Annotated in this window: 18 protein-coding genes; 9 read left to right on the top strand and 9 right to left on the bottom strand. The window is 29.7% G+C overall.

Annotated elements, in window-relative coordinates:
• The first annotated feature begins 32 nt into the window (after positions 1-32).
• Positions 33-557 (top strand): thermonuclease family protein, encoded by a 525-nt coding sequence (locus AMN84_RS01950; protein WP_082254954.1) that lies wholly within the window; start codon positions 33-35, stop codon positions 555-557.
• 14 nt (positions 558-571) lie between these two features.
• Positions 572-1,171 carry a transglycosylase SLT domain-containing protein gene (locus tag AMN84_RS01945; protein WP_075482908.1) on the top strand — a complete coding sequence of 200 codons (600 nt, stop codon included), beginning with the start codon at positions 572-574 and terminating at the stop codon, positions 1,169-1,171.
• Here AMN84_RS01945 and AMN84_RS01940 read toward each other — a convergent pair.
• From AMN84_RS01940 to msrA, 4 genes are read right to left on the bottom strand one after another with little or no spacing between them, the layout of a single operon-like run.
• The gene (locus AMN84_RS01940) at positions 1,165-4,260 is read right to left on the bottom strand and encodes an efflux RND transporter permease subunit (RefSeq protein ID WP_075482906.1); all 3,096 of its coding nucleotides are present in this window, start codon (positions 4,258-4,260) and stop codon (positions 1,165-1,167) included. The genes AMN84_RS01945 and AMN84_RS01940 overlap by 7 nt on opposite strands.
• Before the next feature lie 3 nt (positions 4,261-4,263).
• Positions 4,264-5,127 (bottom strand): efflux RND transporter periplasmic adaptor subunit, encoded by an 864-nt coding sequence (locus AMN84_RS01935; protein WP_075482904.1) that lies wholly within the window; start codon positions 5,125-5,127, stop codon positions 4,264-4,266.
• The gene (locus AMN84_RS01930; protein ID WP_075482902.1) at positions 5,124-5,948 is read right to left on the bottom strand and encodes a rhodanese-like domain-containing protein; all 825 of its coding nucleotides are present in this window, start codon (positions 5,946-5,948) and stop codon (positions 5,124-5,126) included. The genes AMN84_RS01935 and AMN84_RS01930 overlap by 4 nt, the downstream gene beginning before the upstream one ends.
• Entirely contained in the window at positions 5,949-6,395 is a 447-nt protein-coding gene (gene msrA, locus AMN84_RS01925) for a peptide-methionine (S)-S-oxide reductase MsrA (RefSeq protein ID WP_075482900.1), read from the bottom strand.
• Between the two features lie 33 nt (positions 6,396-6,428).
• Here msrA and AMN84_RS01920 point away from each other — a divergent pair, with 33 nt between their 5' ends.
• Positions 6,429-7,310 (top strand): DMT family transporter, encoded by an 882-nt coding sequence (locus tag AMN84_RS01920; RefSeq protein ID WP_075482898.1) that lies wholly within the window; start codon positions 6,429-6,431, stop codon positions 7,308-7,310.
• Complete coding sequence (locus AMN84_RS01915; RefSeq protein WP_075482896.1) at positions 7,303-7,929, top strand: DNA-3-methyladenine glycosylase family protein; 627 nt, start codon at positions 7,303-7,305, stop codon at positions 7,927-7,929. Before AMN84_RS01920 ends, AMN84_RS01915 begins: the two co-directional genes overlap by 8 nt.
• 1 nt (position 7,930) lies before the next feature.
• Here the strand turns inward: AMN84_RS01915 and AMN84_RS01910 are convergent, their stop codons facing one another.
• The gene (locus AMN84_RS01910) at positions 7,931-8,824 is read right to left on the bottom strand and encodes a glycosyltransferase family 17 protein (RefSeq protein ID WP_075482894.1); all 894 of its coding nucleotides are present in this window, start codon (positions 8,822-8,824) and stop codon (positions 7,931-7,933) included.
• Between the two features lie 59 nt (positions 8,825-8,883).
• On the opposite strand from AMN84_RS01910, the gene AMN84_RS01905 reads away from it, so the two are divergent.
• Complete coding sequence (locus AMN84_RS01905; protein ID WP_075482892.1) at positions 8,884-9,423, top strand: phosphoribosyltransferase; 540 nt, start codon at positions 8,884-8,886, stop codon at positions 9,421-9,423.
• Positions 9,424-9,459: 36 nt separating this feature from the next.
• Here AMN84_RS01905 and AMN84_RS01900 read toward each other — a convergent pair whose 3' ends face one another.
• Positions 9,460-10,770, bottom strand: coding sequence for an NCS2 family permease (locus tag AMN84_RS01900; RefSeq protein ID WP_075482890.1), 1,311 nt, complete (start codon positions 10,768-10,770; stop codon positions 9,460-9,462).
• 123 nt (positions 10,771-10,893) lie between these two features.
• On the opposite strand from AMN84_RS01900, the gene AMN84_RS01895 reads away from it, so the two are divergent.
• On the top strand, positions 10,894-11,199 hold the full coding sequence (locus AMN84_RS01895) for a hypothetical protein (RefSeq protein ID WP_075482888.1): 306 nt from the start codon (positions 10,894-10,896) through the stop codon (positions 11,197-11,199).
• Between the two features lie 34 nt (positions 11,200-11,233).
• On the opposite strand, the gene AMN84_RS01890 is transcribed toward AMN84_RS01895, so the two are convergent.
• Positions 11,234-11,680, bottom strand: coding sequence for an Hsp20 family protein (locus AMN84_RS01890; RefSeq protein ID WP_075482886.1), 447 nt, complete (start codon positions 11,678-11,680; stop codon positions 11,234-11,236).
• 95 nt (positions 11,681-11,775) lie between these two features.
• Positions 11,776-13,851 carry a S9 family peptidase gene (locus tag AMN84_RS01885; RefSeq protein ID WP_075482884.1) on the bottom strand — a complete coding sequence of 692 codons (2,076 nt, stop codon included), beginning with the start codon at positions 13,849-13,851 and terminating at the stop codon, positions 11,776-11,778.
• 13 nt (positions 13,852-13,864) lie between these two features.
• On the opposite strand from AMN84_RS01885, the gene AMN84_RS01880 reads away from it, so the two are divergent.
• Positions 13,865-14,371 carry a DnaJ domain-containing protein gene (locus tag AMN84_RS01880; RefSeq protein ID WP_075482882.1) on the top strand — a complete coding sequence of 169 codons (507 nt, stop codon included), beginning with the start codon at positions 13,865-13,867 and terminating at the stop codon, positions 14,369-14,371.
• On the opposite strand, the gene AMN84_RS01875 is transcribed toward AMN84_RS01880, so the two are convergent.
• Positions 14,357-15,325, bottom strand: coding sequence for a glycosyltransferase family 9 protein (locus AMN84_RS01875; protein WP_075482880.1), 969 nt, complete (start codon positions 15,323-15,325; stop codon positions 14,357-14,359). The two genes, AMN84_RS01880 and AMN84_RS01875, sit on opposite strands and share 15 nt — an antisense overlap.
• Positions 15,326-15,373: 48 nt before the next feature.
• Here AMN84_RS01875 and AMN84_RS01870 point away from each other — a divergent pair, with 48 nt between their 5' ends.
• Entirely contained in the window at positions 15,374-16,261 is an 888-nt protein-coding gene (locus AMN84_RS01870) for a dihydrodipicolinate synthase family protein (RefSeq protein ID WP_075482878.1), read from the top strand.
• A 1-nt stretch (position 16,262) separates the two neighbouring features.
• A partial coding sequence (locus AMN84_RS01865; protein WP_143755535.1) for an SAM-dependent methyltransferase occupies positions 16,263-17,018 on the top strand: 756 nt, incomplete at its 3' end.

The raw sequence follows: 17,018 nt of genomic DNA, 5'->3' as shown, positions 1-17,018 counted from the left end.
TGTAATAATACCTTTTTTGATTTACAAATTTTATGAAATCCTATTTAAAACCAATAAAGAATAAAATTATATATTTAATTTTATTAATAATTTTTTTTTCCAAAACCAATTCTTATTCAGAGGAAATATCAGGATATGCAAAAGTAATTGATGGTGATACAATTAGAATAAAAGGAACTAAAATTAGACTTTACGGTATAGATGCACCTGAAAATAATCAATTATGTTCTAAGCCTTGGTTGAGTTTAAGCGTAGTCACATTTTTTAAAGATTACGAGTGCGGTCTTAAAGCAACCAATTTATTGGATAATTTTATTAAAAATGAAATAATAGTATGTAAAAAAAAATCTTTGGATAGATACAATAGAGTAGTAGCTATTTGTTTTAAGAAAAAACGTGACATTAATTCTTGGTTAGTAAGAAATGGTTTAGCTGTTGCTTATAGAAAATACTCAAAAAAATATATCATTAGTGAAAATGATGCAAAAAAAGAAAAAAAAGGTTTGTGGGCTGGAAAATTTGTGATGCCTTGGGAATGGAGAAAAAAACATAAATAAATTATAAAGAAAGAGTGATTCGCTTAAAATTTTTTTTGTATTCATCAATTTTTCTAATCTTAATAAGCTGTTCATCTATCCCTAAAAATACCTCTAGTAGTTGCTCAATATTTTCTGAAAGATATTTTTGGTACAAACACGCAAAAAAAACAGAAAAAAAATGGGGAACACCAATATACATGCAGCTTGCTTTTATCAGATTTGAGTCTGGATTTGATTGGTTGGCAAAGCCCAAAAGGCAAAAAATTTTCAAGATTATTCCTTTTAAAAGACCATCAAGTTCATTTGGATATTCTCAGGCCGTAAAAGGGACATGGAAACAATATAAGGAAGAACAGAATAAACCATTAGCAGTTAGAGCAAGATTTAAGGATAGTGTTGATTTTATTGGCTGGTATACAAATAAATCATCAAAACTTTTAAAGATTCCTAAAAATGATGCATTCAAACAATATATTGCATATCACGAAGGATGGGGAAATTATAAGAATTATAAAAAAAATGAAAAGGTAATTTCTTATGCCAAAAAAGTAAAAAAGTATTCAGATCAATACAAGACTCAGCTTGTAAAATGTAAAAAAAAGCTTAACAGGAAAAAATTTATTATTTATTGATTAAGTTCTTTTTCTAACTCTTTTTCAATATGATTGATACTTTTTGTATTCTTTCCTAATAATAAATAAATTATTGGAACTACATAAAGTGTAAAAAAGGTCGAAAATATCATTCCAGCAAATATAGTAATACCAACAGATAATCTACTCGCCTCACCTGGGCCACTACTTATTACCAATGGTAGAACTCCAATAATGGTAGATATAGAAGTCATTAAGATTGGTCTTAATCTTAGTGCTGACGACTCTAAAATCGCAGTTAATTGATTTTTCCCCTCATCTCTTAACTGATTTGCAAATTCAACAATCAATATTCCGTTTTTTGTTGCTAATCCAATTAGTATTATTAAAGCTACCTGACTGTAAACATTAATTGAGCTGCCGACGAGCAGTAGACCTATAATTCCACCAAATATTGCTAGCGGGACTGTCAGCATTATTGTGAAAGGATGGACAAAACTTTCAAACTGAGCCGCCATCACAAGATATGCTGTAACTAAAGCTAAAAAGAATATTACATAAATCTGAAAACTTATTTCTTTTAATTGCTCACTTTCCCCTTTGAAATCAATTCTGGCATTAGGTGTATTTTCTTGAACAACTTTTTCTAAAAAAGATAAGGCATTTTGAAGGGTATAATCTCCTACGATATTTGCAGAAATGGTAACTGCTTTTTGTCTATTATATCTTGAAAGAAATGGAGCAGTTCCTCTTTCATTAATTGTCACTAAATTTGATAAAGCAATTAATTGACCAGAGTTTTTTGATCTAACATAAACTTTATTTAAACTTGAAGGTTCATTTCTATTTTTAATATCTCCCTGCAGGATTATTGAATACTCTTTACCATCCTTTGTAAATTTTGTAACACTTCTGGATCCAAAGATAGTTTCAATTGTTCGACCAATTTCCGAAGTAGATACGCCAAGATCTGATGCTTTCTTTTGATCTATCTTTACATTTATAATTGGTTTATTTAATTCAAAATCGTCTTCGATATTAGCTAAATTGTTATTTTTTCTGGCCTCTTTTTTTATAGTCTCTTTCCATTGGATTAATTCTTCATAGGTATTACCTAATATTACAAATTGAACTGGTTTCTCTACACCACCGGTTCTTATTCCCTGGGGCATAACAGGAAATGATAAAACACCAGGAACTTTTGAAATTTCTCTAAAAGACTCCATCATTATTCTGTTACCTTTTCTGTCTCTTTTTTTCCAATCCTCCAACAATACAATTATAAAAGCCGAGTTGACTTGTTTGCTACTTTTTCCGAAACCAGGCACCCTTAAAATTAGTCTTCTATACTCACCTTGCCCCACTTTTGGTAATAACAATTTTTCAATATCCTGAGTTTTTGAGGAGGTAAACTCAAACCCTGAGCTTTGAGGTGCTTTTACTATTACAAAGAAAGCACCTCTATCTTCTTTTGGTATGAGTTGTTTTGGAATATAAATAAATAAACCAATACACAATATTAAAATTGATATTAAAAAAGCTATTATACTTTTTTTCTTTAATATCCAATATTTTAAAGTGTAAATATAAAATTCCTTAAAATCATTTAATCTTTTTTCAAATTTAAGAGTTAATTTATTTCTTTTTGATTTTGTGTCTAAAACTTTGCTAGCAATCATCGGGCTTAAGGATAATGCAACAAAACTTGATATGATAACTGCGAAACTTAAAGTAACAGCTGTTTCAGCATACAACACTCCAGCTAACCCCTCTATAAAAATTAAAGGTATGAATACAGCAACAAGAACTAAAGTGGTTGCTATAATTGCAAAAGATACTTGTCTCGATCCTTTATATGCAGCAACCAATGAACTTTCACCTTTCTCAACTCTTCGGTATATATTTTCCAACATTACAATTGCATCGTCCACCACGATTCCTATTGCAAGAACTAATGCCATAAGAGTGAAAAGGTTTATTGAAAAATCAAAAAAATAAATTGCTAAAAAAGTTGATATTAAAGAGACTGGCAAAGCTACAATTGGTACTACTAAAGCTCTGATGTTACCCAAAAAAAGGTAAATAATGAGCGTGACTAAAACTAGTGCTACAAATAATGTTTTGTACACCTCTTTAATTGCGTTTGAGACATAATTCGATCTATCAAAAGAAACCTCTAATGTAGATCCATCAGGTATAGAACTTTGTATTTCTTTAATCTTCTTTTTTACTTTTGTAGCCACCGCGATTGTGTTTGCATCTGAGTTTTGATAAATACCAATACCTACAACTTTTTTTCCATTTCCTTTAAAAAGTGTTCTTGTAGAGACTGGACCAAATTCAATCCTAGAAACATCTTCCAAAGTTGTTACAGAACCGTCAATTGCCCTCTTCAAAGGTAGTTTTTTATAAGAGTCTAAATTTTCATAAGCATTTTCAAGTTTAATTGAAAGATCTACATCTTTTGACTCTATTCGACCTGCAGGAAATTCTAAGTTTTCTGAATTTAAAACTTGTTCAACATCTTGAGTTGTTAAATTTCTAGCTGCTAGTGAAAGAGGATCTAACCAAACTCTCACAGAGAGCTCTCTTTCACCACCTAATCTCACACGTCCTACTCCTTCTACAGTTGAGAAATAATCTACCAAATATCGATCAGCAAAATCAGTGAGTTCTAAATCACTCATAAAATCTGAGCTAAAACTCAACCACATAGTAGTTCTAAAGCCCGCAGACTGTTTGAAAATTTCTGGAGCGCTAGCCTCTTTTGGTAAATTATCCACTACTCTTGATATTGCACTTCTCACATCGTTGGCAACATCGTCAATATCAAGATTATCTTTGAAGGTCATATCAATTCTTGACCTTTCATCTTCACTCATAGAGTCAATTGAAACGAGACCAGGGGTGCCTCCAATAAAATCCTCAATCTTTTGTGTTATCTGAGTGTCAATAACCTGAGCTGAAGCTCCTTTGTAATCAGTTTGAACTGATACTACTGGTCGGTCAATGTCTGGTAATTCATTAGTTGGTATTTCAAAAAAAACTAAAATACCGAACATAACCATGACTATACTCATCACCATTGAGACGACTGGGCGTTTGATTGATAAGTCTGTTAAGAACATCTTTTAATTAATGATTTTAATTTTGATTTTATCTCTTACTTTTGAAATACCCTCTTTAACTATTTTATCACCCTCGGATAAACCATTGAGAATAGAAACTTTTCCATAATTTCTTTTTCCAATTTTGACTTCAATTTTTTCAACAGTATTGTCTTCCAAAACTTTATAAGCAAAAGCTGTATCACCCTGAATTAATAAAGAGTTTTCTGGAACTCCTATTTCTTGAGTTTTGTTATAAATAATTTGTATATCTAAAAGCATTCCTGGGACCAATTCTAAATTCTTGTTGTCCACTGTGATACTTGCAAGGACTGATCTTGTGCTAGGATCAACACGAGAACTAACAGAGTCTATCCTACCATAAAAAATTTTATCAAAAGCATCTGATTTAACCTCGGCAATAAGGCCTGGTTTTAAAATTTTAAGATAAATCTCAGGAACTTTAATATTTAAAATTATTGATGAGGTGTCATCTAAAGTGAGAATAAAAGATTCTGTTCCCAAGACACCTTGAGCAATTTCTCTTTTGCCCAAAACACCTTTAAAAGGAGCGATGATAACTTCATTTTTTGTTCTTAATAAAACTTCACCCTCATTAAACACTTTTCCAATAAGGATTTTTTCATCAAGTATTTCACTTTTTTTTACTCTAAAATTTTTATTTTTTTTTGATAGCGCAGTTCCAAATGTTTCAATGCTATCAAAAAAAACAGATGATTGAACAACTTCAACAATTACTCCTGGTGGTGGATATTTCGAAAATTTTTTTTGAAAGTGTATTCCAACAAAATGCCTTGCTATAATCACTGAAGCAATGACAATTGCCAATATTATTAAAAATATAGTAATTTTTTTTGAAGTTTTCATGCTGGATATTTACCATATTCGCTCCAAGAACCATCATAAATTTTTGGAATATAATCATTATTTACCATTTTATAAGCATAAGCAAGGACTGAGGCAGTAACACCAGATCCACAAGTAAAAACTAGATCTATTTTATTTTCTACATTTTCATATTGTTCAAAAAGTTTTTTTAATTCCTCTAGACTTTTAAACTCTCCAGTTTTTTGATTAATACATTGATTAAAAGGTATGCAAAAAGAGTTTTTTATGTGTCCACTTCTTAAACCTTTTCTCGGCTCAGGTACTTTTCCTTCGAATCTTTCACGGCTTCTTGCATCAATTATGTTAAATTTTTTATTTAGAATATTTTTTTTAATTTGATCAAGGCTTACCACTAAATTTTCTTTTTCACTTGCAACATAATTACTTTCAGTAATTTCCGTCTTATCTTTGGTTGTTGGTTTATTCTCAAAAATCCATTTTTTTAATCCACCATTTAAAATATGTATTTTTTTTTCATCATGACCAAAATATAAAAGACTAAACCAACATCTACATGAACTTTTTAAATCAGAGTTGTCATATATGAGAATATCATCATTATTATTTATTCCAAAAGAGGACATTATTTTTTCCCAAGCGTCTTGTTTTGGAAGCATATGTGGAAGGTCTGTATCTTTTTCAGAGTTTTCATCTAAATCAAAAAAAATAGAATTTGGGATATGAGCATTTAGATATTCCTTAGCAGGATTTCTTTTTTGAGCAGGCATATGCCAAGAGGCGTCTATTATCTTAAGACTATTCAAATTATCGAGAACCCAATCTGTTGTAACTAAGCTCATCTAAAATTTCTTATCTAAATATTTTTGATGGTATTCTTCAGCTACACAATAATTTTTCAATAATGATAATTTGGTTACAATTTTTCCTGAAAAATTCGTATTTTTTAATTTTATGACCTTCTCAGCAATTTTTTTTTGTTTTGTGTTTAAGTAAAAAATTTCACTTCTGTATTGAGTGCCAAAGTCCGGACCTTGAGAATTCAAAGTAGTTGGATCATGTATTTTAAAAAAAAAATTTAAAATTTCCTCATAGGAAATAATTTTTGGATCAAAATTTATTTTTACTACTTCAGCATGATTTGTTTCACCAGAACAAACTTCTTGATAAGTTGTTTTCTCAGTTTTGCCACCACAGTAACCTACTTCAGTTTTATAAACTCCATCAAGACTACTAAACTTTTTTTCAGGCCCCCAAAAACATCCACAAGCTAAAACTGCTATTTCCATTGATTATTTTAATTATATAACTAAGTTAAACTTATGCTTTCTAAAAATCAATTAGGCTTTTTGTACATGTTTTTGTCTGTTTGTGCATTTTCCGTTATGGATTTATTAGTGAAGTGGTCAGATGAATATCCATTAGGCCAAGTTTTATTTTTTAGAGGTTTTTTTGGTATAGTTATATATTTTTTTATTATACCTAAGGAAAAACTAAAGAATTTTTATACCACTGAAAGACCATTATTGCATTTTAATAGGTGTTTATTTGGTCTCATCGCTTTATTATCAATCTTTACTGCATTAAGAAATCTTCCGTTAGCAACAGTGGTCAGTATTTCGTTCGCTGCTCCTATATTTACTACTATTTTCTCAATTTTTTTTTTAGGAGAAAAAGTTGGATATTATAGATGGTTAGCAGTGTTTGTTGGTTTTGTAGGAATTATAATCATTACAGAACCTGGTTATAGTTCTTTAAATATATATTATATTTTTCCAGTAATCTTTGTTTTGGGAATGTCTTATGTTGCAATAAGTATAAGGCAGTTATCTACAACTGAACCTGTTTGGTTAATTTCACTTTTTTTTTCAATTGCAATAACTCTTGCAAGCTTTTTTTCAATTCCTTGGGGTTGGAAAATGCCTAACTTTTTAGATCTATCTCTTTTGATATTAGTGGGAGTTTTTGGTGGATTAGCTAATCTATGGCTCAGTCAATCATATAAATTTTCCGAAGTTTCATTAGTTACTCCACTAAAGTATCTTACCTTAGTTTTTGCGATTATTTTTGGTTATCTTATATGGGATGAAGTCCCATCAATAAAAACTTTAGTTGGTGCTTTTTTAGTTATTATTTCATCTATAATTATTTTTAGAAGAGAAATAATTTTGAATAAACAAATTTCAGCAGCACGTCATGAGTAAAAAACCTTATTACTGGAATAGTGCTATAAAATACCTTTCTAAAAAAGACCCAGTGATGAAAAAACTGATAACCCAGTACAAAGATAAAACATTAACAACCAGAGAGGATATTTTCTATTCACTGTGTAAAAGTATCATTGGTCAACAAATCAGTGTACAAGCTGCTAGTTCTGTATTTAAAAAATTTGAGAAAGCTTGTAATGGAAAAATTAATGCTAAAAAAATTAACAAGCTAAAGTCAAGAGAACTTAAAAAATGTGGTTTAAGCAGACAAAAAGTAAGAGGAATTAAAGAATTAGCTATTAAATTTGAAAACAGATCCTTTAATCCTGAAAAAATTAAACTTATGAATGATGAGGAGGCAATAATTTATTTATCATCACTAAGACAAATAGGAAGATGGTCTGCTGAGATGATCTTATTATTTACATTGAATAGACCAGATATTTGGCCAATACAAGACATTGGACTATTAAGATCTATCTCAAACAATTACAAAAAAAGATATTTTCCTCCAAAAAAATTTGTTGAAAAACTTAAAAAAAAATTTTCTCCATATTGCTCTGTAGCAACTTGGTATTTATGGAGATCAATTGATGATGAACCTATTCAGTATTAGTTTAATCTAACCATTCTTTAAATTTGCTCTCATTGTCTAGGATATAATGTGGGAGTTTTTCTTTAGGGTATAGGCTTAGCTTTCTCGTATTTTCAGAAAATTTTTTGTCTCTTTTATCCGCAAACATATCATAAATGGTCTCGTTGTTCCTTACCAGTTTTGATATTTTCTTTAAATCAATATTTTCAACTTCAAAATCTCTATGATGTAAATAGGATTTTAATTTATTCTCTATATCAACTGGACTTTTTAAATTCGAAAAATGCCAACCTCCATCTTTAATAAAAATTTTGTTAATATATTTAGTTTCTGAGAAAAAAGTGTCCAGCCGCCAAAAACCAAAATCTTTATTTTTAACGTTTCTAATCCATTGAGGGAACTTAAAGTTCTTTTTTTTGCAAGCTTTGGTACCATACCATTTAAAACCTTCAAGAAACCTATTTAATTTGTAGTAAAAAATATTTTGTTCAAAAATAACAATTTTATTTTTTACTTTAGCGACGTTAAGATCTTTAATATTTGGTATTTCATCAACATCAGATATCATTATCAAGTCATCTTCATTCGCTTTATCTAGTCCTTTAGAAATAAGATTTCTTTGAAAACTTTCTCTTTTATGCGCATTAAAAATAATTTTATGAGACTTTGTCGCCTCATCATCATTTATTTTTACTACTTCCAAGTTCTTTGGTTCCTCATCTTGGACAATATAAACTATCTTATCTTTGAATTTTGGAAAATTGTTTATATTAAATTTTAGATCTCTTTTTTTACCGTTATGATAGAATTTACTTTCTACAATAATGAAACAATCTACAGAATTTTTTAATGAGTTTAATCTTATGTCTAATACAACCTCTTCGTCATAAAACATAAAACAGTCAAAGATTCGCATAAAATGATTTCTAACTCATATATCTTGATATATAAATCTAAAAATTGAATATTTTTTATATGACTAAAAAACTAATTATTGACTGGAATGAATATAATAGATCTATAGATGAGTTAGCTGTTCAAATTAGCGAAAGTGGTTTTAAACCCTCTTTTATAATTTGTATCGCTCGGGGAGGCTTGAGAGTAGGGGATATACTTAGCAGAATTTTTAAAGTCAAATGTGGTTATCTAGGAGTTGAAAGTTATTCATCATCAGGCGAAGGAAAGGTATCTGATGTTCAAAATGAACTTACGTTTGCAAGAGACTTGTCTACAACTAGTAAAATCTACGGGGAAAATATTCTAGTTACTGACGATCTTATTGATACTGGCGTAACACTTAAAAAGACATTGGACTGGCTAAAAAAATATAAAGATTTCGTAAATAAAAAAATTAATTTCAAATCTGCAGTTCTTTATAAGAAAGAAAAATCTGAATTCAAGTCAGATTTTATTGTTCACAATCTTAAAGATAACCCCTGGATTGTGTTTCCCTACGAGTTAAGAGAACTTATTTCAATAGATCAACTAAAAAAAGAAATAAAAAAAAAGGGCTAGAATTTTTTATCTAACCCTTTTTTTATTTAGTTTAGATTAAGCAACCACAAAACTTAAAACACTTAAAAGAGCAATTATCCATATTGCTGGGGAAGTAGTTGCAAATTTTCCTGTGAAAATTTTTATTAAAGCGTAAGCTACAAAAGCAAGTGCAATTCCATTGCTTATACTATAAGTCAAAGGCATGGTAATCATCGCAACTATAGCAGGAGCTGACTCAGCAATATCATCCCAAGAAATATCGGTGATATTTCTTACGAATAAGACAGCGACATATAGTAGTGCAGCCCCATCGATTTCTTTTGGCAAACTTGTTGCTAGCGGGGAAAAAAATAAACACAATAAGAACAAAACACCAATTACTAATGATGTCATTCCTGTTCTTCCACCAGCTTTTACTCCAGCTCCAGACTCAACATAACTGGTAACAGTCGTGGTCCCCATTAAAGCACCAGCTACTGTTCCAACGCTATCAGACAACATTGCTTTATTGATGTCCTGCACTTTACCTTTACTATCTACTTTACCAGCAACATTTGCTACCGAAGTTAGAGTTCCAGCTGTGTCAAAGAAATCTATAAATAACAAAGTAAAGACTACGGTAGACATACTGGCTGTTAATGCTGCTTTAAGATCAAAGTCAAACAAGTAAGTCATTGGAGGCGGTGTATCAACTATGCCATTAAACTTTGCAAGTCCTGTTGCCCATGCAATTATACTAAAAGCTATAATTCCAATTATTATATTTCCTTTAACTTTTAGTTTTTCTAAAACAACCATAGCAACAAAAGCTAAACATCCTAATAATACTAATGGATTCTTAATGTCACCTAAAGTAACTAATGTAACTGGATGATCTCCAACTACTCCCATAATTTCAAGACCTATTATAGCTAAGAATAAACCTATCCCTGCACCAATTCCTAATTTTAAACTTCTTGGTATAGAATTTATTAACCATGCTCTTAACGGTGTGAGCGAAATTATTAAAAAAAGTACTCCTGCAACTAAGACTGCACCAAGAGCTGCTTGTGGAGAATAACCCATTCCACCTACAACTCCAAAAGCAACGAATGCGTTTATTCCCATTCCAGGAGCAAGACCAATTGGCCAAGTTTTTCCGTAAAAAGCCATTATGAAACAAGCAACTGCTGTTGCTAAAATTGTTGCAGTGAAAACTGCTCCAAAATCAAAAAAACCTTTTTCAGGACCAGCAAATTCTCCTGACAATATAAAAGGATTTAAAAACATTATATAAGCCATTGTTAGGAAAGTTGTTATTCCTGCAATAACCTCAGTTTTAAAACTAGTTTTATGTTTTTTATATTCAAAATATTTATCTAACATGTAACCTCCATATTGGATAATTATCAGATTCTTTTTTTAATTACTTGTATTACTTGTTTTTTATTAACAAATTTCAACTTCAAGTTTATTTTTTTAATTAAGCAGTTATAATAATTAATCTAAATGATAAAAAAAATAGCAATAATAATTTTAATAATACCATTGGTTCAAGGATGCCAGACAGTGCAGAACAAAACCAATAATATCGTTGAAAAAGAAGAAAAATACCTAGAAAAATTTATTCATAAAAAAATCGGAAAAGTTATCCAAGAATTTGGAGAACCTACTCAATATTTGCCACCAGACCCAGATAGCGGTGGAGGAAAATTGATTTATAACACAAAAAAATTAGGAATTAAATGTGTAAGAACTTTCGAAGTTGATGAGTCTGAAAGAGTTGTAGGATTTTCATCAAAAGGATGTTTTTAACTTGTGGGGAAAATCCCCACAAGCAAGGTAAAACTTATTTAATTTCTATAAGTTTTCTTTTCTTGTAATCAGGTATTACTCTTTCGCAAGCGATAGTTAGCAAACCATCTTTTAACTCGGCCCCATTTACTTTTACATCATCTGCTATTGTAAATGATCTTGCGAATTGTCTTTGAGATATTCCTTTATGTAAAATCTCTCCATCCTGATCTTTGTTTTCTGATTTATCTGTCTGTTTTGTTCTAACAGTCAGCATATTGTCTTCAAATTCCACCTCTACATCTTTTTTAGTAAAACCGGCCAAAGCAACTTCAATAGAATATTTATCTTTACCTGTTTTTCTAATATTGTAAGGCGGGTAATTTGACTGCATACTCATTCCTCCATTACCTAGCATGTTTTCAAATTGATCAAACATGTCGTCAAAACCTATTGAAAATGGTCTTAAGGAATTGAATATTGATAGATCCTTACTTGTCATATTATCCTCCTTTGTTAGCAAGAATTATAAAGGTCCCATTAGGCAACCTTTAATAACTATATGGTAACTATTTTTATTTTTTCAAGGTGATAAATTTAAATTTTATTCGCAATCTTACATATGAAGGCATAGTCAAAAGCTATCTCTTCAATAATCCCATCTCTACCAGACTTACCGCCGTGACCTGCATTCATTTCAGTTTTTAAAAGTAAAAGATTATTATCTGTTTTGTTATCTCTTAACTTTGCAGTAAATTTTAGAGGTTCATCAAATAAAACTCTATTGTCACTAAGGCTTGTAGTAATTAAAATATTTGGATAATCCATTTTTTTAATATTATTATATGGTGCGTATGAATATATATACTCAAAATGTTCTTTGTTGTCTTTTGCATTTCCAAACTCATCAAATTCTCCAATCGTCAAAGGCAATGAGTGATCAAGGTTAGTTGTTAAACTATCAACAAATGGAACAGCCATAATCATACCTAAAAATAAATCTGGTTTTTCATTTACTACTGCACCCATCAGCAATCCACCAGCTGATCCTCCCATACCAATAATTTTTTTCTTTGAAGTATATTTTTTATCAATTAAAAATTTTGCGCACGAAATATAGTCTTGAAAAGTATTCTTCTTGTTTAATAATTTTCCTTCTTTCCACCACCTCATGCCTCTTTCCATTCCTCCTCTAATATGAGCGGTTGCCCAAATAATATCCCTATTGATTAAGCTTAATCTGGTAGAAGAGAACGACGGCCACATTGAATTTCCATAAGAACCATATCCATATAAAAGTAAATTTGAATTTCCATCCAGTTTTGTAGTTTTTTTTCTTGTAATTGTGATTGGAATTATTCTTCCATCATGTCCTTCGCACTCGAGTCTTTCAACAATATAATCATTAGAATTATGACCTGATGGAATTATTTGTTCTTTGACAAGTTTTTTTTCTTTAGTTTTTAGGTTGTAAATAAAAGTTCTAGATGGTGTTTTAGGAGTAGAATAAGAAATGTATATATCGTCGGTGTCACGACTCCTCTGCATAAGAGAAACAGATGAGTCATAAACTGTTTCGTCAGTAAATATTATTTCTTCTTCTTTATTTGTTTTAAGATTTTTGACGTAAATTTTATCAAGTGCATTCCTAAGCTCAGATCTGATTTGCCAGTTATTAAGGAATGTTAAATTTCCAATCATGGTTTCTGATTGGCTTGGAATATAAGTTTCCCAGATTTTAGACTCGATATTATTTGAAATTAAAATTTTAAAATCTTCAGCATCCTCATTTGTGTGCATGTAAAAATTTCCACCCCATGAATTTACACTGTAAATTATCCCTTTTTTTCTTTGTTGAATAATTTTAGGATCAGGTTTTTTTTCATCTATACCAAAGTAATATTTTTCTGATGTGTTGTGATCTGAGCTATTTATAAAATAGTACTTTTCGTCAGAACTTATACCAATACCAACTGTGAAAGCTTTTGTTTTTTCCTCAAATATGAGTAGATCTTCATTAATAGATGATCCAATTTGATGTCTAAAAATTGATCTTGGTCTGTGATTTTCATCCAATTTAGAATAAAATATATATTGATCATCTAGACTAAAATTAATTGAACCAGAAGTATTTTCAATTTTTTCAGTAACTAACTTGCCAGTTTTAATATCTCTGACATAAATTGTGAAATATTCTGAACCTTTTAAATCCAAAGAGTATGCAAGAAATTTGTCATTATAGCTTACTTCAAGATCACCTACTCCAAAATACTCGGTCTTTAATTTACTCTTTTCTTTATCACCATTCCAAATTTCCTCAATTTCATCAGTTCCAATTTTCTTTCGGCATTTAATTGAGTAGTTTCCCTTTTTAGTCGTTTTAGTCCAATATTCGTAACTTTTGTCTTTGAATGGAAGAGACTCATCATCTAACTTTATTCTTCCTTTGATTTCATTAAACAATGTTTTTTGAAATTCTTTAGTATCTTTTAAGTGAAACTCAGTATACTTATTTTCCTCTTCTAAATACTTTCTCACTTCAGGTAAAAGCTTTGAACTGTCTTTCAAAACTTCCAATATGTTTTTTTGGTGGACCCAGCTATAATCATCTGTCCAGGTGACGTTATGACAGGATTTTGTTTCTGATTTTTTTGAAAGTTGTGGTATTTTCATAATAACTATTTACATGAATTTTTTTTTTATAACACTTGTTATTTTTGTCGTAATATATTTGATATTGAATTGGTTTGCTAAAACCTCGAGTAGAAAAATTTCAAAATTTATAAGATCATTTGTAATTATTTTATCAATAGTCCTTGCTATTGCGATGGTGGTTGCTGGAAGATATATATTTTCACTGCCTTTTTTACTTATGGTGCTTCCTATACTAAAAACGAAAGCTGGTTTTACTCTTTTTCAATTGTTTAGGTTTTGGGGCCTATTAAACGTTCTAAAAAATTCTGGAAGATTTAATTTTAATAATTTTAATAAAAACCTCAATACTAGTGAGATTACTCTGGATGAGGCTTATAAAATTCTTAATCTTGATCCTAAAAAAAAATATTCAAAAGATGAAATTTTAAGTTCTTATAAAAAAATAATGAAGAAAATTCACCCAGACATTAGCCCTGAATTGACAAGGTTAGCCTCAATTGTCAATGAGGCCAAGGACGTTGTTCTAAGAAACATTTGACAAAATTTTGTCTAGTTTTTTTTGAATCTCTGATGGGCTTATTTTATCTTTCCCTAAAGTATCATGGCTAACTGTGTTCACTCCTTCAGGAAGTATAGGGTGCATCAGAGAACTGTAGCTTCCGTAAACTAAAGGTGTATCAGCCATAAGTACAATTGTAGGAATATTTAAAGCAGCAGACAAATGGCTGAAACTCGAGTCATTACATATTGCAATATTACAATTTTTAATAATAGGAATTATTTTACTGATATTTAAATTATTCAATGGTATGCAAAATTCTTTTAAGTCTGATTTTGTAATTTGATCTAAAATTTCTGTTTCCTCCTTTGTATTCCCTGTTGCAATAAAAAATTTACATTTTCTTTTTTTTAACGTGTTTTTCATTATTTCTATAAATATTTTTGAGGGAATTCTTTTTGTTTCACCTGACCCACCTGTGCCAAGAACAATATTAATTTCATCATTATTAATTGAGTAATCTTTCTTTGCTTGTGCAACATTGTCTGGCTTAGGATTTATAGCAGGGTTTTCTTTGACATCAATTTTTAAAGTATCTCTTAAAAATTTTTTAGCAGTTTCAATGATATGCTGATTCTTTTTTCTAAGAAGTTTGTAACTATTGATATCTTTTATTCCACCCATTTTTGCTGCCATATAAAATCTAAGCGAAGAATTAAAAATAAAAACTTTATCAAATTTTTTATCTTTAAAATCATTTATAAGATTAAAGAATCCTTTAAAACCGGCATGTCTACTTTCAACTTCACTTCTTTCAAGATAAATAATTTCTTTAATATACTTTTCTTCACTTAAATATTCCGACGCTTTAGTGTTTTTTTTAACCATTAAAGAAATTTGTTCTCCGTAATAATTCGAAATTGCTTTAACGAAAGGTAGAAACATAATCATATCCCCAATTCCCATTCGATTTTGAATAACAAGTATTTTCATAGATTCTTTGTATCTTTACTAAAAAAAAAATATTAGTTAAATTTAATTATGGGAGAAATAAAAGGCATTTATGCGGCGGCTGTCTCTATATTAAATAATGATTTATCATTAGATGTAAACAAAACAGCAAAACACTGTGAAAACATTATAAAGGATGGTTGTCATGGAGTTGTTTTGTTTGGTAGCACGGGTCAATCACAGTTAATACCTCTTAATGAAAAAATTGAGATGATTAATTTTGTCTCAAAAAACGACAGAGTTAAAGATAAGTTGATTATTGGAACTGGACTAAATTCACTAGTTGAAAATATAAATTTTTTAAAATTATCATTAAATATTGGTCTTAATAAATTTTTGATTATGCCTCCAGCTTACTATAATTATGGAGATAAAGAGGTAATAGAATACTATACAAAATTGATTAAATCTGTTCCTGATGCTAAAATAATTCTTTATAACTTTGAAAAACTTTGCGGATATAAATTTTCTGTTGAGTGTGTTGAAAATTTAGCAGCTAGATTTCCTAAAAATATAATCGGTGTAAAAGACAGTTCATACAACCTGATGGGAAACCTTAATATCAAAAATTTTTCTATTTTACCTGGATCTGAATTGAAACTACTAAGTGGGCTTAAGAAAGATTGTTCTGGAATAATAACAGCCACATGCAATGTTACAGCCAAACTTGCAAGAAAAGTTTTTGATGACTTTGAGCAAAATAAAGAGCAAACTGTAAATGATAAACTGTGTGAAGTTAGAAAAACTTTCGATCAATTTAATTTAATATCAGGTTTACATTCATTTCTAAGTATAACTGATAAGCAGTTTTTAAATATATTACCTACATGTTCACTACTTAATAAACAGGATGAGAAAATACTCATAGATAAACTTAAAGATTTAGACTTTTTAGGAAAGGATTTTAAAGCTGCATAAGATGAAACTAGTTAATTTTTTGAATGATCTATTTAAAGAGGACGGATTTAGATTAATTGATGCAAATAAAAGAGAATATTTAATTGGAAAACCTGAAAAAAAAAATCCTTTAATATTAGAATTAATAGACTCATCTATGCATTATAAACTTTTGCTACTCCCCGAATTATATTTAGGGGAAGGTTATATGGATGGAAAGATTAAAATACACAATGGCACTATTACAGAATTCTTAGAAATGACTTTAAAAAATCTTGGAAAACATCATCCAAATAATTTTAGCAAGGTGATAAATAAGATATTAGGCACATACAGATATTTGACAAACTTTAATTTTGCAAAACAATCAAAAAAAAACGTAGCTCATCATTACGATATATCAGAAAAACTTTACGATTTATTTTTAGATGAAAAAAGACAATATTCTTGTGCTTATTTTAAAAATGATAACGACTCTTTGGAAGAAGCTCAAAATAATAAAATTAATCATATAATAAAAAAATTGAATATTAAGGATAATCAAACAGTTCTTGATATTGGTTCAGGATGGGGTGGTATGGCAATTGAAATTGCCAAAAAAACAAAAGCGAGAGTCCTTGGTATAACTTTATCGGAAAACCAACTCAATTATAGCAGACAAAAAGCGAAGGAAATGAATCTTGAAAACCAAGTGGAGTTCAAACTAATTGATTACAGAGAATCTATGAAAATACTTGTTATTCAAAATCGAATGGGAATTGGGGATATGATTATGTTT

It is taken from the genome of Candidatus Pelagibacter communis (assembly GCF_001180105.1).
GTDB lineage: Bacteria > Pseudomonadota > Alphaproteobacteria > Pelagibacterales > Pelagibacteraceae > Pelagibacter > Pelagibacter ubique_K.
This window is presented reverse-complemented; position numbering and strand designations above follow the sequence as displayed.